Annotated in this window: 20 protein-coding genes; 14 read left to right on the top strand and 6 right to left on the bottom strand. The window is 73.1% G+C overall.

What is annotated here, in order from left to right:
* Nucleotides 1–100 precede the first annotated feature (100 nt).
* Nucleotides 101–1,000 carry a PfkB family carbohydrate kinase gene (locus ABNF97_RS22585; protein ID WP_130464494.1) on the top strand — a complete coding sequence of 300 codons (900 nt, stop codon included), beginning with the start codon at nt 101–103 and terminating at the stop codon, nt 998–1,000.
* Between the two features lie 62 nt (nt 1,001–1,062).
* A complete protein-coding gene (locus tag ABNF97_RS22580) occupies nt 1,063–1,482 on the top strand; it encodes a YccF domain-containing protein (RefSeq protein ID WP_349339704.1) in 420 nt (139 codons plus the stop codon).
* Nucleotides 1,483–1,512: 30 nt separating this feature from the next.
* On the opposite strand, the gene ABNF97_RS22575 is transcribed toward ABNF97_RS22580, so the two are convergent.
* Both ABNF97_RS22575 and ABNF97_RS22570 read right to left on the bottom strand, forming a co-directional pair.
* Nucleotides 1,513–2,775 carry a sigma-70 family RNA polymerase sigma factor gene (locus ABNF97_RS22575; protein ID WP_130464492.1) on the bottom strand — a complete coding sequence of 421 codons (1,263 nt, stop codon included), beginning with the start codon at nt 2,773–2,775 and terminating at the stop codon, nt 1,513–1,515.
* Nucleotides 2,768–3,142 carry a YciI family protein gene (locus ABNF97_RS22570; protein ID WP_349339703.1) on the bottom strand — a complete coding sequence of 125 codons (375 nt, stop codon included), beginning with the start codon at nt 3,140–3,142 and terminating at the stop codon, nt 2,768–2,770. Before ABNF97_RS22570 ends, ABNF97_RS22575 begins: the two co-directional genes overlap by 8 nt.
* A gap of 323 nt (nt 3,143–3,465) precedes the next feature.
* Between ABNF97_RS22570 and ABNF97_RS22565 the strand changes: the two genes are divergently transcribed.
* The 10 genes from ABNF97_RS22565 to ABNF97_RS22520 all read left to right on the top strand — a co-directional run bounded on the left by ABNF97_RS22565 (nt 3,466) and on the right by ABNF97_RS22520 (nt 15,398).
* Nucleotides 3,466–4,668, top strand: a complete 1,203-nt coding sequence (locus ABNF97_RS22565; protein ID WP_349339702.1) for a LacI family DNA-binding transcriptional regulator — start codon at nt 3,466–3,468, stop codon at nt 4,666–4,668.
* Entirely contained in the window at nt 4,665–5,600 is a 936-nt protein-coding gene (locus tag ABNF97_RS22560) for an ABC transporter permease subunit (protein ID WP_130464489.1), read from the top strand. Before ABNF97_RS22565 ends, ABNF97_RS22560 begins: the two co-directional genes overlap by 4 nt.
* Nucleotides 5,601–5,602: 2 nt before the next feature.
* The gene (locus tag ABNF97_RS22555; RefSeq protein WP_349339701.1) at nt 5,603–6,484 is read left to right on the top strand and encodes a carbohydrate ABC transporter permease; all 882 of its coding nucleotides are present in this window, start codon (nt 5,603–5,605) and stop codon (nt 6,482–6,484) included.
* Nucleotides 6,485–6,522: 38 nt separating this feature from the next.
* A complete protein-coding gene (locus ABNF97_RS22550) occupies nt 6,523–7,830 on the top strand; it encodes an ABC transporter substrate-binding protein (protein ID WP_349339700.1) in 1,308 nt (435 codons plus the stop codon).
* Nucleotides 7,831–7,832: 2 nt separating this feature from the next.
* The gene (locus tag ABNF97_RS22545) at nt 7,833–8,966 is read left to right on the top strand and encodes an ADP-ribosylglycohydrolase family protein (RefSeq protein ID WP_130464487.1); all 1,134 of its coding nucleotides are present in this window, start codon (nt 7,833–7,835) and stop codon (nt 8,964–8,966) included.
* Between the two features lie 49 nt (nt 8,967–9,015).
* The gene (locus tag ABNF97_RS22540; protein ID WP_349339699.1) at nt 9,016–10,383 is read left to right on the top strand and encodes an ADP-ribosylglycohydrolase family protein; all 1,368 of its coding nucleotides are present in this window, start codon (nt 9,016–9,018) and stop codon (nt 10,381–10,383) included.
* Entirely contained in the window at nt 10,380–11,330 is a 951-nt protein-coding gene (locus ABNF97_RS22535; protein WP_349339698.1) for a ribokinase, read from the top strand. The genes ABNF97_RS22540 and ABNF97_RS22535 overlap by 4 nt, the downstream gene beginning before the upstream one ends.
* Nucleotides 11,327–13,279, top strand: a complete 1,953-nt coding sequence (locus ABNF97_RS22530; protein WP_349339697.1) for an SUMF1/EgtB/PvdO family nonheme iron enzyme — start codon at nt 11,327–11,329, stop codon at nt 13,277–13,279. The genes ABNF97_RS22535 and ABNF97_RS22530 overlap by 4 nt, the downstream gene beginning before the upstream one ends.
* Nucleotides 13,280–13,365: 86 nt before the next feature.
* The gene (locus ABNF97_RS22525) at nt 13,366–14,571 is read left to right on the top strand and encodes a CaiB/BaiF CoA transferase family protein (protein ID WP_349339696.1); all 1,206 of its coding nucleotides are present in this window, start codon (nt 13,366–13,368) and stop codon (nt 14,569–14,571) included.
* Complete coding sequence (locus tag ABNF97_RS22520) at nt 14,571–15,398, top strand: HpcH/HpaI aldolase/citrate lyase family protein (protein WP_349339695.1); 828 nt, start codon at nt 14,571–14,573, stop codon at nt 15,396–15,398. Before ABNF97_RS22525 ends, ABNF97_RS22520 begins: the two co-directional genes overlap by 1 nt.
* 48 nt (nt 15,399–15,446) lie before the next feature.
* Here ABNF97_RS22520 and ABNF97_RS22515 read toward each other — a convergent pair whose 3' ends face one another.
* From ABNF97_RS22515 to ABNF97_RS22500, 4 genes are all read right to left on the bottom strand, one after another.
* Nucleotides 15,447–16,265, bottom strand: a complete 819-nt coding sequence (locus tag ABNF97_RS22515) for an FHA domain-containing protein (protein ID WP_349339694.1) — start codon at nt 16,263–16,265, stop codon at nt 15,447–15,449.
* Nucleotides 16,266–16,334: 69 nt separating this feature from the next.
* On the bottom strand, nt 16,335–17,831 hold the full coding sequence (locus ABNF97_RS22510) for a protein kinase domain-containing protein (protein WP_349339693.1): 1,497 nt from the start codon (nt 17,829–17,831) through the stop codon (nt 16,335–16,337).
* Nucleotides 17,818–20,133 carry a protein kinase domain-containing protein gene (locus ABNF97_RS22505; protein WP_349339692.1) on the bottom strand — a complete coding sequence of 772 codons (2,316 nt, stop codon included), beginning with the start codon at nt 20,131–20,133 and terminating at the stop codon, nt 17,818–17,820. The genes ABNF97_RS22510 and ABNF97_RS22505 overlap by 14 nt, the downstream gene beginning before the upstream one ends.
* A gap of 225 nt (nt 20,134–20,358) precedes the next feature.
* Nucleotides 20,359–20,928, bottom strand: a complete 570-nt coding sequence (locus tag ABNF97_RS22500; RefSeq protein ID WP_349339691.1) for a hypothetical protein — start codon at nt 20,926–20,928, stop codon at nt 20,359–20,361.
* Nucleotides 20,929–21,229: 301 nt separating this feature from the next.
* On the opposite strand from ABNF97_RS22500, the gene ABNF97_RS22495 reads away from it, so the two are divergent.
* A complete protein-coding gene (locus ABNF97_RS22495) occupies nt 21,230–21,652 on the top strand; it encodes a hypothetical protein (RefSeq protein WP_349339690.1) in 423 nt (140 codons plus the stop codon).
* A gap of 240 nt (nt 21,653–21,892) precedes the next feature.
* Complete coding sequence (locus ABNF97_RS22490; RefSeq protein ID WP_349339689.1) at nt 21,893–24,877, top strand: DNRLRE domain-containing protein; 2,985 nt, start codon at nt 21,893–21,895, stop codon at nt 24,875–24,877.
* Nucleotides 24,878–24,973 lie beyond the last annotated feature (96 nt).

Here is a 24,973-nt window from a genome sequence, read left to right as displayed (position 1 = left end):
TGCCCGGGCCGCCCCTCGACCCCTGTCCCCGGCCACGACGGACCGGTCGGGGGCGGAAAGGGGTTCACCCGGGCGGTCGCCGAAACGGGAGGTGCCGCCGGTGAGCCGGCCGCGGGTCGTAGTCATGGGCAGCGCCAACATGGACCTGATGGTCACCACCGACGCCCTGCCGAAACCCGGGGAGGCCGTCTTCGGCACCGACTTCGTGATGGTGGCCGGCGGCAAGGGCGCCAACCAGGCGATCGCGGCCGCCCGGGCCGGCGCCGACGCCGCACTGCTCGGGGCGATCGGCTCCGACTCGTTCGGTGTGACGCTCAAGGCCCGGATCTCGGCCGCCGGGGTGGACACCGAACGGGTCCGGGTGGTCTACGGCGCATCCGGGGTGGCGGTGGTCACCGTCGACGCCGAGGGGGAGAACACGATCGTGGTCACCCCGGCCGCGAACTCGGCGTTTACCGGACTCACCGAGGGCGAGCTGACGGCCGTACGCGAGGCGGACGTGCTGGTCGCGCAGTTGGAGATCCCTGTCGACACGGTGACCCGGGCGGCTCGGGCGGCCCGGTCCGCCGGGACCCGGGTGGTGCTGAACGCGGCGCCCGCCCAGCCGGTACCGGTCGAGCTGCTCGACTCGGTCGACCTGCTGGTGGTCAACGAGGCGGAGGCGCGGGCGATCACCGGCTGCGGGCAGGAGAACCCGGCGGCGCTGCTCGCCGTGGTGCCCCGCGCGGTGTTGACGCTGGGCCGGCACGGCGCCTGGTACGGCGACCGCGACGGTACCGCCGTGCACGTGCCCGCGGTCACGGTGGACCTGGTCGACTCCACGGCCGCCGGGGACGCCTTCACCGGCGCGCTGGCGGTGGCCTGGGGCGAGGGCAGGGAGCTGGTCGACGCGGTCCGCTGGGCGAGCGCGGCCGGCGCCGCCTGTGCCCGCCGGCTCGGTGCCTCCGTCGCGCTGCCGCTGCGGGCCGAGATCGACGCCCTCTACGTGCCGGCGCAGTGACCCGAGAGCGTACGAGTCGACCGGAGGGCGTACGAGTTGATCGGAGGGCGCACGATGGGAGCATGGTGCGTTTCGTCCTCAACCTGCTCTGGCTGGTCTTCGGCAGCGGCATCGCCCTCGCCATCGGCTACGGGATCGCGGCCCTGATCTGCTTCGTGCTGGTCGTGACCATTCCGTTCGGAGTCGCCGCGCTGCGGCTGGCCTACTACTCGCTCTGGCCGTTCGGCCGGACCCTGGTGGCGAAGCCCGGTGCCGGGCTCGGTTCCGGGCTGGCGAACGTGCTCTGGGTGGTACTCGCCGGCTGGTGGCTCGCGCTGGCGCACATCGTCGCCGGGGTCGCGCTCTGCGTCACGATCATCGGAATCCCGTTCGGCATCGCCAACTTCAAGCTGGTCCCGGCGGCGTTCTGGCCGCTCGGCCGCGAGGTGGTGGAGGTCGACGACCTCCGTCGCCCGGGGGCGATGCCCGCCCCGACGGGCTGACGCCGCCGCTTCGACGTTCGGTGGGCCGGGTCAGTCGGTGCCGGTCAGCGCCCGGCGGCTGCGGCGCAGGAAGTCCTGCTCGACCGCGTTGCCGGTCAGCGCGATGGCCGCGTCGTAGCCGAGGGCGGCCTCGGCGGTGCGGCCGAGCCGGCGCAGCAGGTCGGCCCGGACGGCGTGGAACACGTGGTAGTTGCCGAGGTCGAGGTCGTCGACCAGGGCCAGCGCGATGGCCGGCCCGGCGACCTCGGCGACCGCGACCGCGCGGTTCAGCGCCACGACCGGGCTCGGGGCGAGCGCCAGCAGGTGGTCGTAGAGCGTCAGGATCTGCGCCCAGTCCGTCTCGGCCGCGGTTGCCGCGTCGGCGTGCACCGCGTTGATCGCCGCCTGGATCTGGTACGGCCCCGGCCGGTCGCGCCGGAGACAACGCCGGACCAGCGCCTGGCCCTCGGCGACGAGCCGCCGGTCCCAGCGGGCACGGTCCTGCTCGGCCAGGAGCACCAGTCCGCCCTCCGGATCACAGCGGCTGGGCCGGCGCGCCTCGACCAGCAGCATCAGGGCGAGCAGCCCCAGCACCTCCGGTTCGTCGGGCATGAGGTCGGCGAGCAGCCGGGCGAGCCGGATCGCCTCGACGGCGAGGTCCGGCCGGCCGAGCCGGTCGCCCGAGCTGGCGGTGTAGCCCTCGTTGAACACCAGGTACAGCACGGCGAGTACGGCCTGGAGCCGGTCCGGCAGGTCGGCCTCGGCCGGCACCCGGTACGGGATCCGGGCGGCCCGGATCTTGCCCTTGGCGCGTACCAGCCGCTGGGCCATGGTCGGCTCGGGAACCAGGAAGGCGTGTGCGATCTGTGCGGTGGTCAGTCCGCCCAACAGGCGCAGGGTCAGCGCGACCCGGGCGGCGGGGGCGAGGGCCGGATGGCAGCAGGTGAAGATCAGGCGTAGCCGCTCGTCCCGCACGGGACCCTCCTCGTCCGGCCCGCTCCCGGCCTGCCCTGCCGGTTCGTCGGGGGTGTGCAACAGGGCGGCCTGGGCGTGCCGGTCCGCCCGGGTGGACTCGCGGCGGATCAGGTCTATCGCCCGGTTCCGGGCGGTGGAGATGATCCATCCGGCCGGGCTCGGCGGTGTGCCGTCGACCGGCCACCGCCGGATCGCGGTGGCGAACGCGTCCTGCACCGCGTCCTCGGCGGCGTCGATGTCGCCGAGGACGCGGATCAGGACGGCGACCGCCCGGCCGTACTCCGTGCGGAACACCCGCTCGACGTCGGCGGCGGTCGCACGGGCCCGGGGTTCAGACACCGGGCGGGTCGCAGCTGTCCGCCTCGTCGGCCAGTGGCCGTACCTCGATCGGCAGCAGGCCGATCGCCCGGGCCAGCTTGCCGCCCCACTCCAACGCGGCGTCGAGGTCGGGGGCGCGGATCACGGTGAAGCCGCCGAGGTGCTCCTTGCCCTCGGTGTACGGCCCGTCGGTCATCAGAATCTCGCCGTCGCGTGGCCGGAGCACGGTCGCGGTGCTCGCCGGGTGCAGTCCGGCGGAGAACACCCAGGCGCCCGCGGCCTTCATCTCCTGGTTCAGGGCCGCCAGGTTCTGCATGACCGGGTCCAGGATCTCGGGGCCCGGTGGCTCGCCGTCGGGTTGGTAGATGCTGAGCAGGTACTGCTGCATGGTCCGCGACCTCCTCCTCGCGCCGCCGGTACGGCACCGGCGGCCTCTCCACCTCTACACGAACGGCGACCGCCCGGATCGACATGTCGTCGACGGAAGTCGCCGGAAAATCCTGGCTCCTTCGCACGGCAGCCTCCCCGGGCGGCAACGGCAGCCTTCCGGGCGGCGGAGCCGACCCGCGGAGCCGACCCGTGGCGCTGGTCCGCGGGGCGGCACCGCGCTGAGCAGGTACGAAACGTTTCCGTAACGGCTCTTGACGGGTCAGCCGAGACCGGAGCAGACTCCCCGGAAACGTTTACAAGTCCGGAGCGGAGGTTCGGTGCATGGGTCGTAAACGTTTACAGCCCTCCGCCGACGGCCGGCCGACGGTGCACACCGTCGCGGCCCGGGCCGGCGTCTCCATCGCTTCCGCCTCGCGCGTCCTCAACGGGATCGGCGGCAGCCCGGAGACGGTCCGCAGGGTCCGCGAGGCGGCGGCCGAGGTCGGCTACGTGCCGAACGCCATCGCCCGGTCCCTGCAGGCCCAGCGCACCGGCCTGGTCGCGCTCGCCGTCGCCGACATCGGCAACCCGGTCTACGTGGCGATGATGCGGGCCATCGAGGCGGTCGTCGCCTCCTCCGGCCGGCAACTCCTGGTGCACGCCACCGGCGGCGAGATCGACAGCGAGACCGACCTGCTGCGGCGGCTGGCCAACCGGTACGTGGACGGCATGATCATGTCCCCGATCCGGATCACCGACCGCCACCTCGACGCGATCGTGCTCAGCCCGGTCCCGGTCGTCGTGGTCGGACAGTTACCCGACGACGCGCCGGTGGACAACGTCCGGACCGACTCCCGGGCCGGCGTGGCGCTCGCCGTCGACCACCTGGTCGCGGCCGGCCGGCAGCGGATCGGCTTCGTCAACGGCCCCCTGGACACGGTGCCGGGCGCGGCCCGGGACGCCGGCTTCCGCGCCGCGCTGGCCAGCCACGGCATCCCGGTCGACGAGCGGTTGATCGAGGTCGGCGACTTCCAGTACGCCGCCGGCCGGGACGCGGCCACCCGGCTGTTCGCCCGGGCTGAGCCCGATGCCCTGCTCTGCGCCAACGACCTGATCGCGGTCGGTGCCCTGCACGCGCTGCTCACCGACCGCCGCCGGGTCCCCGAGGACGTGGCGCTGGTCGGCATGGACGACACCGAGCTGGCGCAGATGGCCTTTCCGCAGCTCTCCAGCGTCTCGCTCGGCTCCGCGGCCCGGGGGCGCCGGGCCGCCGAACTCCTGCTGGAGCGGATCGCCGATCCCGCCCTGCCGCCCCGGCGCGAACACGTCGCGCCCAGCCTGGTGGTACGGGCCTCCAGCGCCGTCGACCACCCGGTCCGAGGCGGATCGGCAGCCGTCGACGACCTGACCGGAGGCGGATCGGCAGCCGTCGACGCCCCGGTCCGAGGCGGTTCGGCGGCGCCCCGGCGGCCGCGGACCGCCCCGGCGAGCCGGCCCGGGACCCCGGCGGCGCCGGCCGGTGGGCCGGTGGGGGTGCCCTCGTGACCACGCTGACCGAGCGACCCGACGTGGAGCGGACCGGGCAGGGCGACAGGTCCCGGCGCCGCCGGTCCGACCGGACCACGGTCTACCTGCTGCTGCTCCCGTCGCTGCTGCCGATCCTGGCGCTGTCGGTCTTCCCGCTGCTGCGCGGCATCTACCTCGGGTTCACCGATGCCCGGGCCGGCCGGAACGTCGAGGTCAGCTTCACCGGCCTCGCGAACTACCGGGAACTGCTCGGAGACAGCCTGTTCTGGAACTCGTTCCGGATCGGCCTGCTCTGGGCCTTCGCGGTGACGTTGCTGCAGTTCCTGCTCGCCCTCGGGCTGGCGCTCCTGCTCGACCAGCGGCTGCGGTTCCGGGGCGTGGCCCGGGTGCTCGCCGTGGTGCCCTGGGCGATGCCACCGGTGGTGGTCGGCATCCTGTGGCGGCTGGTCTACCACCCGGACGCCGGACTGCTCAACGAGTTCCTGCACCGGATCGGCGCGGACGGGCTCCGGACCACCTGGCTCGGCGACTTCAACACCGCGCTGCCGGCGGTGATCATCGTCGGGGTCTGGGCCGGCATGCCGCAGACCACCGTCGTACTCCTGGCCGGGTTGCAGGGGGTGCCGCGCGAGCTGCACGAGGCGGCCGCGATGGACGGGGCCAGCGCGTGGCAGCGGTTCCGCAACGTGACGCTGCCGTCGCTGATGCCGGTGATCGTGGCGATCACCTCGCTGGACTTCATCTGGAACTTCAACTCGTTCGGCCTGGTCTACGTGCTCACCGCCGGTGGGCCGGGCGGTCGCACGATGCTGCCGATGCTCTTCGCCTACGAGGAGGCGTTCCGGTACGGCAACTACGGCTACGCGGCGGCGCTCGGCAACGTGATGGTGGTGATCGTCGTGGCGTTGCTCGCGGTGTACCTGCGGCGCCGGCTACGGGAGGCGAACTGACGATGGCGCGGACCGAGACGAGGGAGCGGGCCGGGACGAGGGCGCAGGCCGGGCGCCGCCGCCGGGTCGGCCGGGGCCTGCAGTATCTGGCCCTCTCGGGGTACCTGATCTTCCTGGCGTTTCCCCTGGTGTGGCTCCTCTCCACCTCGTTCAAGCCACCCCGGGAACTGGTCAGGCTGCACCCGACGCTGATACCGGAGAACCCGACCCTGGCCAACTTCGTGCAGGCGTTCACCGAGCAGGAACTCGGCCGGGCAGCCTGGAACAGCCTCCAGGTCTCGCTCGCCTCGGCACTGCTCACCGTGCTGATCGCGACTCCGGCGTCGTACGCGTTGGCGCGCTTCCGGACCCGGCTGGGCACGGTCGCCCTGGGCTGGGTACTCCTCTCCCAGCTCTTCCCGTTCGTGCTGCTGATCATCCCGATCTTCCTCGTGCTGCGCCAGGTCGGGCTCGCCAACACACATGCCGGGCTGGTACTGATCTACGTGGTCTGGGCGCTGCCGTTCGCGCTCTGGATGCTCCAGGGCTTCGTCCGCAACATCCCGCGCGACCTGGAGGAGGCGGCCTCGGTCGACGGCGCGAACCGGCTCCAGACGCTGCGCCGGGTGATCTTCCCGTTGCTCACGCCCGGCCTGGTCGCCACCGCGCTCTTCGCGTTCATCTCCGCCTGGAACGAGTTCTTCTTCGCCCTGGTGCTGATCAAGACTCCGGAACTGGCGACTCTGCCGGTCGCGCTGGCCCGGTTCGTCGGCATCGAGGGCACCGCCCGGCTCGGGCCGCTGGCCGCAGGCTCACTGCTGGCCACCCTGCCCAGCCTGGTCTTCTTCGCTTTCATGCAGCGCCGGCTGGCCTCCGGGTCGCTCGCCGGTGCCGTCAAGGGATAGCCACACCCCACCACAACCAGCAACAGGAGGTATTCCCCGTGCTCGACAGGGTTTCCCGACGAAGAGTGTCCCGCCGACTCGCCGCCGCCGCGCTGGCCGGCGTCGTGGGACTGGGCGCGCTCGCCGCCTGCGGCGGCGGGAGCGGAGACGACGAGAGCTCCGGTCCGGTCAAGCTGCGGTTCCTCAGCCTGGCCTGGCAGAAGGAGTCGCTCCAGGCCAACAAGGATCTGGTCGCCAAGTGGAACGCCGATCACCCGGACATCCAGGTCGAGTACGTCCAGGGCGACTGGAACTCCGTACACGACCAGTTGCTGACCGCCTTCGAGGGTGGTGACGCCCCGGACATCGTGCACTACGAGGCGGCGTCGATCGGCGAGTTCAGCAAGCAGGGCTACCTGGCAGACCTCTCCGGCCTGCTCTCCGACGACTTCAAGGGTCAGATCGACAAGGGGATCTGGGACACCGCGACCTTCGACGGCAAGGTCACCGGAGTGCCGTTCCTGCTGGAGTCGCAGGTCGTGATCGCCAACAAGAAGCTGCTGGACGCGGCCGGGGTGACGGTGCCGCCCGCCGACGGCGGCTGGAGCTGGGACGAGTTCCAGGCCAACGCGCAGAAGCTGACCGGTCCCGGGAAGTACGGCGTCGCCTGGGCGCTGAAGTCGCCGACCAACCGGGTGATGAACCTCTCGCTCAACTTCGACGGCAAGTTCTTCTACACCGACGGGGGCAAGACCGAGGTGCGGATCGGCGACGCCGAGAAGGAGGTGCCGAGGCGGATCCACGACATGCTCTACACCAGCAAGACCGCCTCGCCGGAGGCGCTCGGGATGAGCGGCGCGGACACCCTGCCCGGCTTCTTCGCCGGCAAGTACGCGATGATCCCCGGCTCGGTCTCGCTGCGCCAGCAGATGGTCGAGCAGGCGCCGGCCGGCTTCGAGTGGGTGACCATCCCGCCGGTCAAGGGCATCTCGGCCAACCAGGCCGCCAACCCGCAGACCCTCTCGGTCGCCGCCGACTCCACACACCAGAAGCAGGCGGCGCAGTTCCTGGAGTACTTCCTCAACCCGACCAACATGGCCGAGCTGGCCAAGGGCGACTGGCTGGTGCCGACCGGGAAGCAGGCGAACGAGGAGCTGGTCAAGGCGACCGGCGGCAAGCAGGGCTGGGACGTCGCGGCGGACAGCGCCAAGGATCTGACGGTGGCGCCGTTCCAGATGGTCGACGGCTATCCCGAGTGGAAGCTGAAGTACGCCACCCCGGCCCTGCAGCAGTACTTCGCCAACAAGATCACGCTTGACGAGCTGGGTACGCAGCTCGTCGACGGTGGGAAGCAGGTCCTGAGGTAACCATGGAACACTTGCTCGACAAGTCGGTCGGCTGCCTGGTCGGTGCCGCCGTGGGCGACGCCCTCGGCGGGGCCACCGAAACGGCGTTGCCCGAGCAGATCCGGGCCCGTTACGGCGACTGGGTGCGTGGCGTCGCACCCCCGTTCCACGCCGACTGGGCCACCGCGCGGCCACTCGCGCCGTACCACAAGGGCGACGGGCACATCACCGACGACACGTTGATGACCCACGCGCTGGTGCGGGCGTATGCGCGCAAGCGCGACCACCTCGACGCGTACGACGTGGTGGAACTGCTCGTGCCCGACCTGCTCGAGCGGGTGGTCTACATCCCGGACCTGGAGCGGGAAGGGGTGACCTTCCACCGGCTCGCCGCCGCCGAGCGGTGGTTGGTCACCCGCCTGCACCACGCGCACGTCGACCCTCGGGAGGGTGGCGTCGGCAACATCGTCAACTGCGGCGCGGCGATGTACATGGCCCCGGTCGGGATCGTCAACGCGGGCGACCCGGCCGGGGCGTACGCCGAGGCGGTGGAGATCGCCGGGGCGCACCAGCACAGCTACGGCCGGGAGGCGGCGGCGGTCCTCGCCGCGGCGGTGGCGGCGGCGATGGCCCCCGGCGCGGGCGTGGACGACGTGCTGACCGCCGTGCTCGACCTGGCCCGGGACGGCACCCGCGCGGCGATCGCCGCCGTGGTCAAGGAGGCGAAGGGGTACGCCGACTGGTCCGACGCCATCGCGCCGCTGCGCGCCGCCGTCGCCCCGTACGACACGGTGGGGGAGGAGTACCGCAACCCGGGACTGGGGGCGCGGCGGCCGAGCCGGCTGCACTCGATAGAGGAGCTGCCGGTGGCTCTCGGCATGCTCGTGGTGGCCCGGGGGGAGCTGCGCGAGGCGGTGCTCGGGGCGGTCAACTACGGTCGGGACGCCGATTCCACCGCGACGATGGCCGGGGCGATCGCCGGGGCGCTCGGCGGCGCGGCCGCGGTCCCGGCGCAGTGGTCGGCGACGGTCGCCGAGGCGTCCCGGACCGACCTGGTCGCACCGGCCCGGGAGCTGGCCGAGGTGGCGGCGGAGGTCTTCGCACGGGACCGGGAGCGGTTCGCCCGCCGGGCCGAGCGGTTCGCGGGGCTGTCGTGACGACCGGTATGCGGGCGCGATTGGTCGGCCCGGCGGTCGGGAGGCGCTGGTGAGACTCACCTGGGTACAGCCGGAGGACCTGCTGCCGCACGAGCTGGCGGCCAGCGCCGACGAGGGGCGGGACGTCTCGGCGGTCGCCCAGCGCTGGACGGCGGCCGGCGGTTCGGTGCTGCCACCGGTCGGCGGGGCCTCCCCGGAGCCGGCCGACCCCCGGCTGCGGGCGCTGGCGGCGGAACTGCTCGACGAGTGCGACGCGCTGCCGCCGGCCGGACCGCCGACCGAGCCGACCGAGCTGGCCGCGATCCGGGCGAGCTGGCCGGCGGAGTACGGGCTGCCGACCGGGGGGCCGGACCCGGACCGGGTGCACGGCGGCTGGCTGGGCCGGGCGGTCGGCTGCCTGCTGGGCAAGCCGGTGGAGAAGATCCCCCGGCAGGGCATCCGGGAGATCCTGACCGCGACCGGGCGGTGGCCGCTGGCCGGCTACTTCACCGGGGTCGGGCTGCCGGCCGAGGTCGCGGCCCGCTGGCCGTGGAACCGGCGCAGCGCCCCGACCAGCCTGGCCGAGAAGATCGACGGGATGCCCGAGGACGACGACCTCAACTTCGCGCTGCTGGCGCTGCGGGTGCTGGAGACGCACGGCCGGGAGTTCAGCAGTGCCGACGTGGCCCAGGCCTGGCTGGACTGGCTGCCCGGCGGGCGGGTCTTCACCGCCGAGCGGGTGGCGTACCGGAACCTGCTGCTCGGGCTCGCCCCACCCGCGACCGCGTTGCGGCACAACCCGTTCCGGGAGTGGATCGGCGCCCAGATCCGCACCGACGTGTACGGCTGGGTGTGCCCGGGCCGGCCGGACCTGGCGGCCGAGCTGGCCCACCGGGACGCGGTCGTCAGCCACGTCCGGGGCGGGGTGCACGGTGCGCTCTGGGTAGCGGCGATGACCTCGGCCGCCGTGGTCGCCTCCGACGTGGACACCGTGCTGGACGCCGGTGAGTCGGTGCTGCCGCCGCACAGCCGCTTCGCGGCGGCGGTACGCCGGGCCCGGGCGCTCGGCGCCGGGGCGGCGGCCGGCGTGACGGACTGGGAGTCGGTGGTCGACACCCTCTACGCCCGGCACGGCCACCTGCACTGGGTGCACGTACGCAACAACGCCGCCCTGGTGGCGGCGGCCCTGGCGTACGGCCGGGGCGACCTGGTCCGGTCGATCTGCGCGGTGGTCAGCGGTGGCTGGGACACCGACTCCACCGGGGCGACGGTCGGCTCGGTGACCGGGGCGCTGACCGGTGCCGCCGGACTGCCGGCGGAGTGGACCGGACCGTTGCGGGGCCGGCTGCACAGCAGCATCGCCGGTTTCGCGCAGGTCGAGTTCGCCGAGCTGGCCGCCCGCACCGCGCGGCTGGCCCGGGATGGGGAGGGAACATGACGGACGCATCCGTCCGGGTGGTGGTGGTCGGCAGCGCCAACCTGGACCTGGTGGTGTCGACGCCGACGCTGCCCCGGCCCGGCGAGACGGTGCTCGGCGACGCGCTGCGGACCGTTCCCGGTGGCAAGGGCGCCAACCAGGCGGTGGCGGCGGCCCGGGCCGGGGCCAGGTGCGACTTCGTCGGTGCGGTCGGGCAGGACGGCTTCGCCGACCAGCTCCGGACCAACCTGGCGGAGGCGGGGATCGGCCTGCGGCGGCTGCGCAGCGTGCCCGGGCCGTCCGGGGTGGCGCTGATCGCGGTGGACGCCGACGCCGAGAACCTGATCGTGGTGGCGCCGGGCGCGAACGCCGAGCTGACCAGCCTCGACGCCGACGACCGGGCCGTCGTGGCGGCGGCGGACGTGCTGGTGTGCCAGCTGGAGGTGCCGCTGTCGGTGGTGGCCCAGGCCGCCCGGTGGGGCCGGAACGCCGGTACCACGGTCGTGCTGAACGCCGCGCCGGCCCGGCAGCTGCCGGCGGAGCTGCTCGACGCGGTCGACGTGCTGGTGGTCAACCAGGTCGAGGCGGCGATGGTGGCCGGCCTCGCCGCCGACACCGCCGTCGACGCCCTGCTGGACGCGCTGCTGCGGCTGGTCCCCCGGGTGGTGCTGACCCTGGGGGCCCGGGGCGCCCGTTACGCCGACCGGTTCGGCCTGCGGCTGTTGGTCGAGGCACCGACGGTCGAGGCGGTCGACACCACCGCCGCAGGGGACGCCTTCACCGGTGCGCTGGCGGTGGCCTGGGCGCGGCGGCGCGGGCCGGTCGAGCCGGCGGCGGTGACGGCGGCGCTGCGCTGGGCCTGCGCCGCGGGTGCCGCCTGCGCGCGGCGGCCCGGCGCCGCCACCGCGCTGCCCACCCGGGACGAGATCGACGCCCTCTACGCGCAGAGCTATCCGGAGCTGGTATGACCGTCAACCCCTACGTCCCGAGACCGATCGACCTGCCCACGGCGGTGCCGCTGTCGGCCGGCGCCGACCTGTCGGTGCTGGACGAGGCGAAGGTCTTCGCCGCACCGGACGACCCGGCGGACTGGCCGGCCTGGCGGGACCGGCTGACCCGCTGGCGGGCCGAGGCGCGGGAGCGGCTCGGCTACCACGGTGGGCACTACGCCGAGATCGCCGGGGACTGCTTCACCGTCTGCCTGGCCTGGCTCTGGGACGAGACGCTGTACGACGCCGACCGGGGCGTCTTCACCGTCGACGGCTTCCTCGACGCGGCGGAGCGCGACTTCGGCGGCTTCGACGGGGTGGTGCTCTGGCACGCGTACCCGGTGATCGGGCTGGACGAGCGCAACCAGTTCGACTTCTACCGGCAGGTACCGGAGCTGCCCGAGGTGGTGCGGGCGTTCCAGGCGCGCGGCGTACGGGTCTTCGTCGACTACAACCCGTGGGACGTCGGCACCCGCCGGGCCCGGCGCACCGACGCCGACGAGGTGGCCGCGCTCGTCGACTGGCTCGGGGTGGACGGGGTCTTCCTGGACACCCTCAAGGAGGGCGCGGGCGAGCTGCGCAAGACCCTGGACGCGGTCCGGCCGGGTGTCGTGCTGGAGGGGGAGTCGCGGGTGCCGCTGGCCCGGATCGCCGACCACGCGATGTCCTGGGCGCAGTGGTTCGCCGACTCGCCGGTGCCGGGGGTGCTCCGGGCCAAGTGGTTCGAGCGGCGGCACGTGCTGCACCACACCCGGCGCTGGCACCTGGACCACCTCGACGAGCTGCACTCGGCCTGGCTCAACGGGGCCGGGATGCTGGTCTGGGAGAGCGTCTTCGGCGTCTGGGTCGGCTGGAACGAGCGGGACCGGGCGGTGCTGGCCGCGATGCGCCGGGTGCAGCGCGGTCACGCCGCCTGGCTGCGCGCCGAGGACTGGACCCCGCTCGCCGACCACGTCGCCGGCACCGAGGTGTACGCCTCGCGCTGGCAGCACGACGGGACTCCGCTGTGGACGGTCGCCAACCGGGGCGGTGCGTACGACGGGCCGTGGCTGGTCACCGAGGACCGTCCCGGGCACCGCTGGTACGAGCTGACCACCGGCACCGAGCTGTTCCCCACCCCGGCCGGCCCGGGTCGGGTGGCGGTCGGCGGGGCGCTGCCGGCCGGCGGGATCGCCGCCGTGCTCGCCACCGTGGACGAGCCGGCCCTGCCCCGGCACACCCCCGCCGACGGCGACCCGAACTTCCCGGCCCGCTCGGCGGTCCGGGTGCCCGCCCCGGTGGCGCGCTCAGGCGACGTGCCCGAGGGGATGCGGGCAGTCGACGGCGGCCGCCGGGAGCTGCTGGTCCGCTACCGCAAGCGGGAGACCGGGCTGTACGGCGAGGCGCCGTACGTCGACGAGTGGAAGCCGCTGCCGCCCCGGCTGCACCAGCCGGTGACCCTGCACCGCACCGTCGACATCGGACGGTTCGCGATCGCCGAACGCGAGGTGAGCAACGCCGAGTACGCCGAGTTCGTCCGGGCCACCGGCTACCGCCCGGTCCGACCGGAACGCTGGCCGTGGGCGGACGGCGGGGTCCCGGGTCCGGCAGACGCGCCGGCCAGCCACGTCGAACTGGCCGACGCGCGGGCGTACGCGGCCTGGGCCGGGTTGCGGCTGCCGACCGAGGACGAGTGGCAGGTCGCCGCCGAGCGGGGACTGCTGCGCCGGGCCGAACCGCTGGTCTGGAACCTGACCGAGAGCGAGCACACCGACGGGCGTACCCGGTTCGTGATCCTCAAGGGCGGCGCCGCGTACCGGGCCGAGGGCTCGGACTGGTACCTCGACGGCGGCCCGCAGCCGCCGGAGGTCTCGGTGAAGCTGCTCACCCTCGGCGCCGGACTGACCCGATCGGAGTCGATCGGCTTCCGCTGCGCCGTCGACCTGTGACCGCTGTTCGATCCGATAGGCCGCTGTTCGATCCGGCCGCTGTTCGATCCGATAGGCCGCTGTTCGATCCGATGGGAGGACCTGCCGTGACGGCGGAGGATTCCGGCCCGGCCGCGCTGGCCGGGGTGAAGGTGGTCGAGCTGGCCACGCTCTTCGCCGGCCCGCTCGCCACCGCGTTCCTCGGCGACTTCGGCGCCGAGGTGGTCAAGGTGGAGCACCCGGCCAAACCGGACCCGTCCCGGGGGCACGGGCCGGCCAAGGACGGGGTCGGGCTCTGGTGGAAGGTGCTCGGCCGCAACAAGCGGACTGTCACCGCCAACCTCTCCGACCCGGCCGGCGCCGAGCTGCTGCGCCGGCTCGTCGCCGACGCCGACGTGCTGGTGGAGAACTTCCGGCCCGGCACCCTGGAACGCTGGGGGATCGGCCCGGCCGAACTGCACGAGGTGAACCCCCGGCTGGTGATCGCCCGGATCAGCGGCTTCGGCCAGTCCGGCCCGTACGCCCGGCGGCCCGGGTTCGGCACCCTCGCCGAGGCGATGAGCGGATTTGCCGCCGCGACCGGTGAACCGGACGGCCCGCCGACGCTGCCGCCGTTCGGGCTGGCCGACTCGGTGACCGCGCTGGCCACCGCCTACGCGGTGATGCTGGCGCTGCGGGCCCGGGACGTCACCGGGGCCGGGCAGGTGGTCGACCTGGCGATCATCGAGCCGATCATGGCGATGCTCGGTCCGCAGATCACCTGGTACGACCAGCTCGGCTACGTACAGCCCCGGCTGGGGAACCGGTCGAACAACAACGCGCCCCGGAACACGTACCGGTGTGCGGACGGGCGTTGGGTGGCGGTCTCGACAAGTGCGCAGAGCATCGCCGAACGGGTACTGCGGCTGGTCGGCCGCCCCGAACTGGTCGACGAGCCGTGGTTTCGCACCGGCAGCGGCCGGGCCGCGCACGCCGACGTGCTCGACGCCGCCGTCGGGGCCTGGGTGGCGGCCCGGGACCGCGACGAGGTGGTGGCGGCGTTCGAGGAGGCGCAGGCGGCGGTCGCGCCGGTCTACGACGTCCGCGACATCCTGGCCGACCCGCAGTACGCGGCGCTGGGCACCGCGGTCTCGGTGCCGGATCCCGACCTCGGGCCGGTGCGGATGCAGAACGTGCCGTTCCGGATGTCGGCGACCCCGGGCCGGATCCGGCACACCGGCCGGGCGCACGGCCAGGACACCGACGAGGTGTTGGCGGCGCTCGGCCTCACGGCCGAGGAGATCGCGCAACTGCGGGCGGCGGGAGCGATCTGATGCTGCTGACCCTGCTGTACGTGCCCGGGGACCGGCCGGACCGGTTCGGCAAGGCGGTCGACTCCGGTGCCGACGCGGTGATCGTGGACCTGGAGGACGCGGTGGTGGCGGCCCGCAAGGCGTACGCCCGGGATGCCGCCGCCGAGTTCGTCGCCACCCCTCATCGGGTGCCGGTATTCGTCCGGGTCAACGAGTTGACCGGCCCGGACGTCGCCGCCGACCTCGACGCCCTGGCCGGTGCGCCCGGGCTGGCCGGGCTGCGACTGCCGAAAGTGGAGTCGCCGGAGGCGGTGCGGGCGGTCGCCGCCCGGGTGCCGGTGCCGCTGCATCCGCTGGTCGAGTCGGCGGTGGGAGTGGAGCGGGCGTACGAGATCGCCGGCGCGGATCCGGCGGTCGCCTCGATCGGGCTGGGCGAGGCGGACCTCCGCTCCGACCTCGGGGTGACCGCCGAGGAAGGGCTCGCCTGGGTACGCGGCCGGATCGTCGTCGCCGCCCGGGCCGCCGGGCTGCCCCCGCCGATGCTGCCGGTCTATCCCCACGTCACCGACCTGGCCGGGCTGGCCGAGTCGTGCGCGGCCGGCCGCCGGCTGGGCTTCGTCGGCCGGACCGCGATCCACCCCCGGCAGCTACCGGTGATCGTCGAGGCGTTCCGGCCCTCGGCCGAGGAGGTGTCCCGGGCCCGGGAACTGCTGGACGCGGTGGCCGAGGCGCAGACCCGGGACTCCGGCACGGTGGTGCTGCCGGACGGCCGCTTCGCCGACCGGGCGATGGTGGCGGCGGCCGGCCGCACGGTCGACCTCGCGCGGCGGTACCGCTCCGGGAGCTGACCTCCCGGCGCCGCCTGCGGTCTCATTCGGGCGGCGCCGGCTCGGGTCTCATCCGGGCGGCGCCGGTTCGGCCGATTCCTCGTCGAGCAGCCGCAGGTCGGCGCGGGTGATCGTCGTGGTGAGCAGGAGTTCCGTGATCAGGTTGTGGTTGAGGGTGTTGCCGACCGGTGGCGGAATCTCTTTCTCCAGGAGCCCGGAGACCTTGCGGCTGAGCCGGGTGCGGACCTTGGCGACGATGTGGGCCGCCCGTCGCCAGCTCCAGTCCTCGGTCGGCTGCAACGCGCTCAGCTCGGCGGCGACCTGGGCCCAGGTCAGCGGCTGTGGCTGCGGCTCGTGCCGCAGGTATCGCTGGCCGAGGCAGACCAGCACCAGCTTCTCGACCGGGCTGAGCTGCCATTTCTCGCGGTCACGCGTTTCGGCCTCGTGCCCGTCCGGCTCGCCCTTCTGTGCGGTGGACGCGGCGACCCGGACCTCCAGCAGGTGGTCCTGGCGCGGGCCGACGATGAACAGTGGCGTGTAGCCCAGCGGCAGCTCGGCCCGGTCGCCGCCGAGCACCAGGCAGGAGCCGGGTAACCGGATCGGCAGCCGGCCGATGTTGTTGAGCACCCAGCGGGAGTGTTCCCGGGTGATGATCCCGTGCCGCCGGCTCACATGGGGATCGCCGACGCCGACGCATACGTGCACCTGCGGCTCGTTACGTCCGAAGACCAGTGGAAAGCCGGCGTCCGGGGCGACGCTCATCCCGCCGTTGACCCCGAGCACGAACAGGGTCTCCGGCCGGGCTGGCGGCAGCCCCCGGGCCAGGCTGCCGGTCTCCCTCGGCAGCAGGCCGACCTTGCTGGACGACCTGGGAAACGACATCGCCACCGCCCGTCTCCTTCCGCTGCCGCAGCCACGGCGCCACCGTAGGCGATCCGCTCCGGGAGGGGTCCCGGATCAGAGCTTGCCGTCCGCGGACTTCTGCGTCTCCCTGCCCGTGGTGGAGACGTTGCCGTTGGCGTACTGGAAGCCGTCCACCAGGACCACGTAGTTCAGGTTGCCGGTGGTGATGTGGTAGTCGATCTGCCAGCTGGTCTGCTGCGGCGCCGCCGGTATCTCGACGGTACGCCGGTACGGCAGCGGCACGTCGCGTACCGTCACTGCCTCGCCGTTGACGGTGGTGGTCAGGGACTTCACCGTCGTCCTGCCGAAAATGTAGAACTCCAGGGTGCGGGTCTGGCGGACCGCGAGAGTGCTGGCCAGCGGTGGCACGGGCGACGTGCTGGGCCGGGGTGCCGTCGTCGCCGGCTCGGACCCGTCCGGGAGCAGCGCCAGCAGCCCGGCGGTGGCACCGACCACCGCGAGCACCCCAGCGGAGAGCAGCAGGGCACGCCGGCCCAGTCGGCGTACCGGCACCTGCCGATCGGGCCCGCCTCGGGGTCCCGGCGAAGTCACCTCCGGCGCCCGGGGCGGGACCGTCGCGTCTGGCATCCGGGGCGGGACGGGCGCGTCTGGCGGCCGGAGCGGAACCGTCGCGTCTGACGGCAGGGGCGGGACCGTCGCGTCTGGCATCCGAGGCGGGACGGGCGGTTCCGGCGGCAGCGGGAGCGGCGGGTTCTGCGCCTCGCTGGCCCGGAGGTCGATCTCGGCCGTCACCGCCGGTGGCAGTTCGGTGGCACTGGCCGGTCGCTCCCGGACGGTCGAGGCCAGTCGACCGGTCAGCTCGGGCAGGCTGGGCCGGACGGCGGGATCGGGATGCAGGCACGCGGCGAGCAACTCCCGCAACCCGTCGTCGGGGACGCCGGCCAATCCGGTGCTGCCGGGCGGGGCGCCGGTGCAGGCGTACGCGATCGTCGCGCCGAACGAGAAGACGTCGCTGGCCGGGCCGACCGGCGTACCGGCGAGTTGCTCCGGGGACAGAAATCCCCACGAGCCGGCCCGGGTGCCGCCCGGTGCCGGAAGGCCGGCTCCGGTCGCGGCGGCGATGCCGAAGTCGATCACCCGTGGGCCGTCGGCGGTCAGCAGCACGTTCGCCGGCTTCAGGTCCAGGTGCACGATCCCGGCGGCGTGGACCGAAGCCAGCGCCTCCGCGATGCCGGCCGCGAGCGCCCAGACCGGATCGGGGGGCAGCGGACCGAACCGGCGTACCGCGTCCCGAAGCGACAGCGCGGGCAGAAACTGTGTCGCCATCCAGGGGCGCGGGGCGTCCGGTGCCGCGTCCAGGAGCCCGGGGCTGTACCGGCCGCCGGCCGCCCGGGTGGCGGCGACCTCGGCTCGGAAGCGTGCCCGGTACCCGGGGTCGGCGGCGAATTCGGCGTGCATCACCTTCACCGCCACCGCCCGGCCGCCGACCGACCGACCGAAGTAGACGAGTGCCATCCCGCCCGCGCCGATCCGCGCGAGGACGCGGTACTGCCCGATCACTCGCGGATCGTGCCGCTCAAGCGGTCGCACCGGCGCCTCCCGTCGGCGGAACCAGGGCTTCCACATATCCCTCTCGGGTGCCGACGAACAGCACGCCGCCCGCACTCACCAGGCCGCTGTTGTCCGAGACCGGCCGCGGGACGACGCTCGCCTCGTAGGTCCAGCGCGGCCGGCCGTCGGCCGCGTCCAGCGCGTACACGACCTGGTCCGTGCTTGCCACGTAGAGCGTGTCACCGGAGAGCCGCAGCACACTGTCGGCATCCAGGCTCCGGGACCAGCGCGGCTCACCGGTCGCGGCGGCCAGCGCGAAGACCTCGCCGAGACCGCCGCTGGCGTAGAGCGTGCCGCCGCCCAGTTGCGGTGGTGAGCTGCCGACGAACGTCGCTATCCGCCAGGCGGTCGCCCCGGTGTCGACGCGTACCGCGGCCAGGGCCCGGGTGCGGTCGATCGTGAACACCAGTCCCTCGCCGACCAGCAGGTAGAGCGCGTAGTCGACCGGAGACCGCCATCGGGTCCGCCCGGTGCTCGCGTCCAGGGCGATCAGTTCGGTGTCGTTCACCGCGACGACCAGTCCGTCACCCGAGGCGAGATTTCTGACCTCGCCGATCCGGGCCGTCCACCGCACCCGACCGTCCCGTACGTCCCGCGCCCTGATCGGATCCCCCCGACCGGAGCAGAGCACCGACCCGGCGACCACCGGAAAAATGGGAATCTCCGGAAACGGGACCCGGTGGCTCCACCGGACGGCGCCGGAGCCGGGGTCGACGGAGGTCAGCCGGGGATTGCTGCTCTGCGACTCCAGCACCAGGCCGCCGGTGACCAGGCCGAGCAGCGTCGCGGGATGCTTCCAGCGGGTCCGGCCGGTACCCGCGTCCAGCGAGTGCAACTCCTGTTCCCGCGTCTTCGCCAGCACCACACCGCCGAGGGTGAACAGCTCCGGGTAGTAGTCGCTCACCTTCGTCCGCCACCCGGGTACCGCCGACGGCAGGGCGGCGGTGGTGCCCGGCGCGGGGCTGGACGAGTCCGGCGTACCGGTCGGGGCGGCCCGGTCCGAGCCCCGCTCGCGGAGCAGGAATCCGGCGCCGGTGGCGACGGCGAGGGCGCCCACGGCACCGCCGAGCAGGTGCCGCCGGTCGAGCCGCCGGTTGCCGCTGGGGGTGCGGGGCTGCTCCGGCGGTGCCGCCGCCCCGGCCGTCGCCCACCCGACCACGGCACCTGGGACCACTGCCGTGCCGGGATCCGCAATCCCCGGCTCCCGCGCGCCCTGGCCCGGCTCCCACGTCTCCTGGCCCGGTGGCCGTGTCTCCTGGCTCGGCTCCCGCGCGCCCTGGCCCGGTGGCCGGGTGTCCTGGCCCGGTTCGCAGGTGTTCTCGGCTGGCTCTGCGGAGTTCCCGTTACCTGCCGTGGCCGGCGGGCCGGCCGCCGCTCCGGGCCCCGACGAGCCGAGCAGGTCGCGGGCCAGGGCGGTGCGTCGGTCGATCTCCTCGACCAGCGGCGCGGGCAACCATCCGGTACCCGCCACCGCCGTCGGCAGCACGCCGAGCCGGTCCACCAGCTGCCTGGCCGGCGGGCGTTCGCCGGGCACCACCCGCAGGCAGGTCGTGATCAGGTCCAACAGCGCGGGATCGTCGATGCCGTCGAGGTCGGCCTCGGCCGTCTGTACCCGGTACATGGTGGCCAGGGTCGCGTCGGACCCGAACGGTTCCCGACCGGTCGCCGCGTACGCCAGCACCGCGCCGAGCGAGAAGACGTCGCCCGGTGGCCCGGCCACGCCACCGGAGACCTGCTCCGGCGACATGAATCCCGGGGTGCCGATGATGGAGCCGACCTGGGTGATCGCGGTGGCGTCCTCGGGTCGGGCGATGCCGAAGTCGATCACCCGTGGCCCGTCGGCGGTCAGCATGACGTTGCCGGGCTTCAGATCGCGGTGGGCCAGGCCGGCCCGGTGGATGTCGACGAGCGCCTCGGCCAGTCCGGCGGCCAGCAGGCGTACCGCGGACGGTGGTAGGCGTCGCTCGGCCCGTACCGCCTCCCGCAGCGACAGGCCCGGCAGGTAGGCGGTGGCCAGCCACGGCGCTGCGGCCTCCGGGTCGGCGTCCAGTACCGACGCGGTGAACGCGCCGGCCACCGTGCGGGCGGCGGCCACCTCGCGCCGGAACCGGGCCCGGAACTCGAAGTCGCTGTGGAACCGTTCCCGGACGACCTTGACCGCGACCGCCCGGCCACCGGGCGAACGTCCGAGGTAGACCAGACCCATCCCGCCCGCGCCCAGCCGGGCCACCAGACGGTACGGGCCGACACCGTCCGGGTCGGACGGCAGTAGCGGCTTCAACTCCCGCCCTCCCGGTGCCGTGGTGCGCCGTAGTGCGGTCGCCGACACGATCACCCAGAGCAGTCACATCGACCCGCCCGCCTATGGTGCGACTGTAGTCAGTGCACCCCGGCCATGGGCAGCCCGTCCGAGCACCGGACACCCCCACCGGACGGGCGGGCCCGGCTGTCGCACCGGACCCGTCCGCCCGCCCGCCCCCGATTGTGGGTACCGTCTCCGCGCGGCCTAACCCGACACCAGGCGCAGCACGCCGGCACCGTCGGCGGTCCAGCCGGCCAACTGCACCAGCAGCGCTCCCCGTTCCGGCGCCGGCCGCTTCGGTACGCCGTCGGCGCCGCAGGTGATCGCGCCTCCGCCGCCGCCGAGATAGAACTTCGTCACCCCGCAGCTCTTCAACGTGCCGGATCCGCCGGCTCCGGTCGACATGGTCAGCTTGAAGTCGATCTGCACGTCCCGCTTCACCTTGGTCACCGAGAAGGTGCCGCCGTCCACCCTGATCCGGACGGGCTTGGAGACGGCCACCTCGCAGGTACCGTCCGCGCAGGCCGCGTAGCGCCGGCCATCGGCGGCGGCGGCGATCCGGACCGGAGCCGGGGTGGTGGCGGCATCAGGAGCGGGGGTGGCGCTTGGCGAGGCGGTGGCGACGGGGGACGCGGTGGTGCTGGCCGGGCTCTCCGGTGCGGCGCCGTCGCGACGTGCGCCGCACCCGGTCGAGAGCAGTACGGCGAGCAGCGCGCATCCGGTCTGCCACGAGATCGTGCGGGCCACGCCGGCTCCGGTGGTAGAGACAGTCATCTTCGACTCCTGGTGCTGGGCTCGGGTGTCCACCCTTTTGTAGCGAGGACTGCCGGGGACCCCTCCCGGCGCCGCGCCCGCTGGTCCGGACGCCACCACCGGGAGCACCCATGGTCCATACAATCCACTGTCAGCGCCCGGCCTCCCGGTTGCCGCCCCGCACCAGCCCAATCATCAGGAGGAACTGGCGAGATGACCACCAAGGTCTGCCCCGCCTGCGGCACCGTGGACGACAGCGACTCGGCCTACTGCCTGGAACCGGCCTGTGGTGCGCGGCTGCTGGAGGGCGCCAGCGACACCGGTGCGGACCCCCACCATTGTCTGGACCACCCCGCCCCGGGCCCGACCCCCGGCCAGAACCACGCCGGCCCGCACCAGCAGACCGCCGACCGCGACCAAGCGCCCCACGCCGACCCAGGCCCCGGCCCAGGCCGAGCCGTACGTCACCGCGAGCAGCGCGCCGTTCTGCAGCGGCGGGAGCTTGCGGCTCGGGGTGACCGCGCAACTGCACAATGCCAGCCGGGCAAAGGAGGCATGGCTGCGCATGGACTTCGGCAACGACAACTGGGCGGGCTGCCCGATGGACGGCGGGCCCACCCGGTTCACGGAGTACGAAGCCGGGCTGCCAGACGGCCCGCCGACCCAGCGCTGGTACGTGGCGACCATTCCGCCGGACGGGCGCGAGATCAAGTCGGCGACGAGGACCAGTACCAACCCCTGCTGAACGGAGTGTTGGCCATCGGTGTCGGGCTCGAACATCCCAACTCCACCGGCGGGTGAGCCGGTCACCGACGGGGGCCCCGACGCAGACGTGCACCTGCGGCTCGTTACGCCCGCCAGTGTCATTAGTGAGCAGCAAGCTGTCCACCTTGGTCATGTGTCGGCCTCACTGAAAGTAAATGCTCTTGTATTCTCTGTCATAGATCCATAGAGTCGCGTCATCGTCACAGATCGACGCGGGGGGATGGACGTGGCGGGCTCGCTGGCTGCGGTTGTACGGTCATGTCTGGTTCTGGTCACGGCGGTTGCCCTGATCGGCGTACCGGGAGAGCCGGCCCGCCTTGTCGCGGCCGGTCCGGATGGTGTCTCCGGTGGGACGCCGAACCAGTCCGACGAGGCCCTATCCCTGCGGGCCGCCCGGGAATCCGGCGTGCCGGTCCAGGTCAGGAGCCTGACATCGGAAACCACCGAAGTGTGGGCGCTGCCGGACGGGCAGTTCCGGGCCGAAATCGCCACCGGGGTGCAACGGTTCCGCCGGGGTGCCGACTGGATACCGGTCGACCTCACCCTCCAGCCGAGCCCTGACGGCACGGTGCGGCCGGCGGGACACCCCAACGACCTGCGAATCGCCGGGGTGCGGGGTGCCGGTGAACACGAGCTGGCCACGATCGGGGACGAGAAGAACCGCGTGTCGATGCTCTGGTCGGGTGCGCTGCCGACCCCGATGCTGGCCGGCCGACGCGCCACGTACGTCGACGCGCTGCCCGGCGTCGATCTGGTCGTCGAGGCGACCCGACTCGGCTTCGAGCAGTTCCTGCTGGTCAAGACACGGGCAGCGATCGAGCAGGTTGCGCAGGTCCGGTTTCCGCTGACCGGTCCCGGCGTTTCGGCGTTCCGTCGCGAGTCGGACGGCGCCGTGACGTTGACCGACCGGGCAGGCACGGCCACCGCCCGGATCCCGGCTCCGCTGATGTGGGACGCCAAAAGGGACATCACCCGCGCTCCCGCCTCCACACGGCCGGTCCGCACCGACGTGACGGACCGGGGCGACCGGGTCGAGCTAATCCTGACCCCGGACCCGGGCTGGCTGCGTAACCGTTCGACGGCGTTCCCGGTCACCATCGACCCGACGGTGAACCCGCTCGGCACGACCTTCGACACCTACGTACGGCAGACGGTGAACACCGACCAGAATCGGCAAAACGACCTACAGATCGGTCTGCTGGCCGAGACTCCACCAGAGCTGGCCCGCTCCTTCATCACCTGGGACACCAGCGTGCTGGCCGGCAAACAGATCAACGCCGCGACGGTGTCGCTGTGGAACTTCTGGTCGCACACCTGCACCCCCACCTCGTGGGAGATCTGGTCGACCGACCCGTCCACCTACAGCACTCGATTCGACAGCCAGCCCGCCTGGCACCAGCGGGAGGCGACATCGACGGCAACACACGGGTCGACCGAATGTGCCGACGCCTGGGCGACGATCGACGGGAAGAGCTTCTTCCAGCGGGCCGCCACCGCCGGCAGCGCCCGGGCCGGGATGGGCATCCGGGCTACCGACGAGACCGTGCCGGCCGGCTTCAAGCAGTTCCGGTCGAGGGAGGGCGACGTCGCCGCGGAGGATCCGAAGGCGTCGGTCACGTACAACTCCTGGCCGACGGTTACGGCCCGGGCGACGGTGCCGGCCTCGACCTGTGCGACCGGGGCGGGCCGGCCACTGGTCAACACGCTCACCCCGCAACTGCGGGCCACCGTCTCCGACGGCGACGGTACGGCGATGTCGGTCACCTTCGAATGGTGGGCGATGAACGCCAGCGTCCCGATCGGCAGCACGACATTTTCCGGGGTCGCTTCCGGGGCCACGGCCTCGGTGACCGTGCCGACCGGCGCGTTCGTCGAGGGCGGCACGTACCGGTGGCGGGTGAAGGCGGCCGATGACGTGGCCGGTAGCGACGTCTGGTCGTCGTTCTGCGAGATGACCGTCTACGTCACGGCGCCGCCGGCGGTCGGCTGCACCGGCGGCACGGAGAGCGACTTCAACGGTGACGGAGTGTCCGACATCGCCATCGCCGATCCGGAGGCGACGGTGAACGGTTTCGACAAAGCCGGGCAGATCCACGTCAGCTACGGTGGCACCGGCACCGTGCAGACCCTCCACGAGGACAACGCGGAACTCTCCAGCGGGGCGGAGGCCGGTGACGGCTTCGGCACCTCGATCTCCAGCTACGACGCCAACAACGACGGTTGTACCGACCTCGCGGTCGGGGTCCCGTACAAGGACCTGAACAACCTGGCCGACGTGGGTGCGGTGTACATACTGCTGGGCTCACCGGCCGGGCTGACGATGGGTCCTGCGTCGTTGACCTACCACCAGGACGTGGGGAACGTGCCGGACGCCCCGGAGGCCGAGGACTGGTTCGGCTACTCCGTTGCCGGAGGCCGGACTGCTTCCGGTGAGCCGTACCTGCTGATCGGCGCGCCGGGGGAGGACCTCGGCGGTGCGGTCGACGCCGGTTTGGTCCACTACCTGCGCGGCGCGGCCAACGTGGTGCTCGACCAGGCGGTGCCCGGATCCACTGACAGCAACGAAACCGACGATCGGTTCGGCTACTCGGTCGCCGGTTCGGCGCACCACATCGCGGTGGGCCGGCCGGGCGAGACGACGCCGAACGGTGCGCAGTTCGCGGGAGCGATCACGGTCTATTCGCACGAGTTGGTCTCCAGCCGGCCGAAGTGGCTCGCGGACAAGACCGCCGGAGCGGGCTTCGCGAATGCGAACTACGGCAAGTCGGTGGCGGTGGCCAGCTACCGGCCCGCCGGGGCGCCGGTCGGGCAGCCGGACTCGTTCCTACTGGTGGGCGAGCCGGGCGCCGATGTCGGGAGGTCGGCGGATGCCGGGAAGGTACACCGCTACCATCTGACCGCCAGCGGTGCCTGGGGAGTCAACGGAGTCACTGAGGGCTCAGAAGGGCTGGGCGGCCAAGCCGAGGAGGGCGACTACTTCGGCGAGCGGGTGTTCCTGGTGAACACCGCCCCGGACGAGGTGGCCACCGCAGAGACGTTGCTGGCCGCCGTGGGGGCGCCGGGCCAGGACGTCGCAGGCGCGGCTGATGCCGGCCTCGTGCAGATCTTCGGTGGCGCGGCGAGCCCGAGCACCGGCTCGCTGCTCCTTCAGCGGGGCGACACGCTGCCGGGCAGTGTCGGCGTACGGGTGTGCGTCCCCAGGTAGGTACGGATGAACGTGGCCAGGTCAGGCGACGTTGGCTTGGCCGTCGATGGCGGTGAGGCGGTTCTTGAGTCGGTAGCTGGGTCCGTTGATCGCGAC

Source organism: Plantactinospora sp. B6F1 (assembly GCF_040120695.1).
Lineage (GTDB): Bacteria > Actinomycetota > Actinomycetes > Mycobacteriales > Micromonosporaceae > Plantactinospora.
This window is presented reverse-complemented; position numbering and strand designations above follow the sequence as displayed.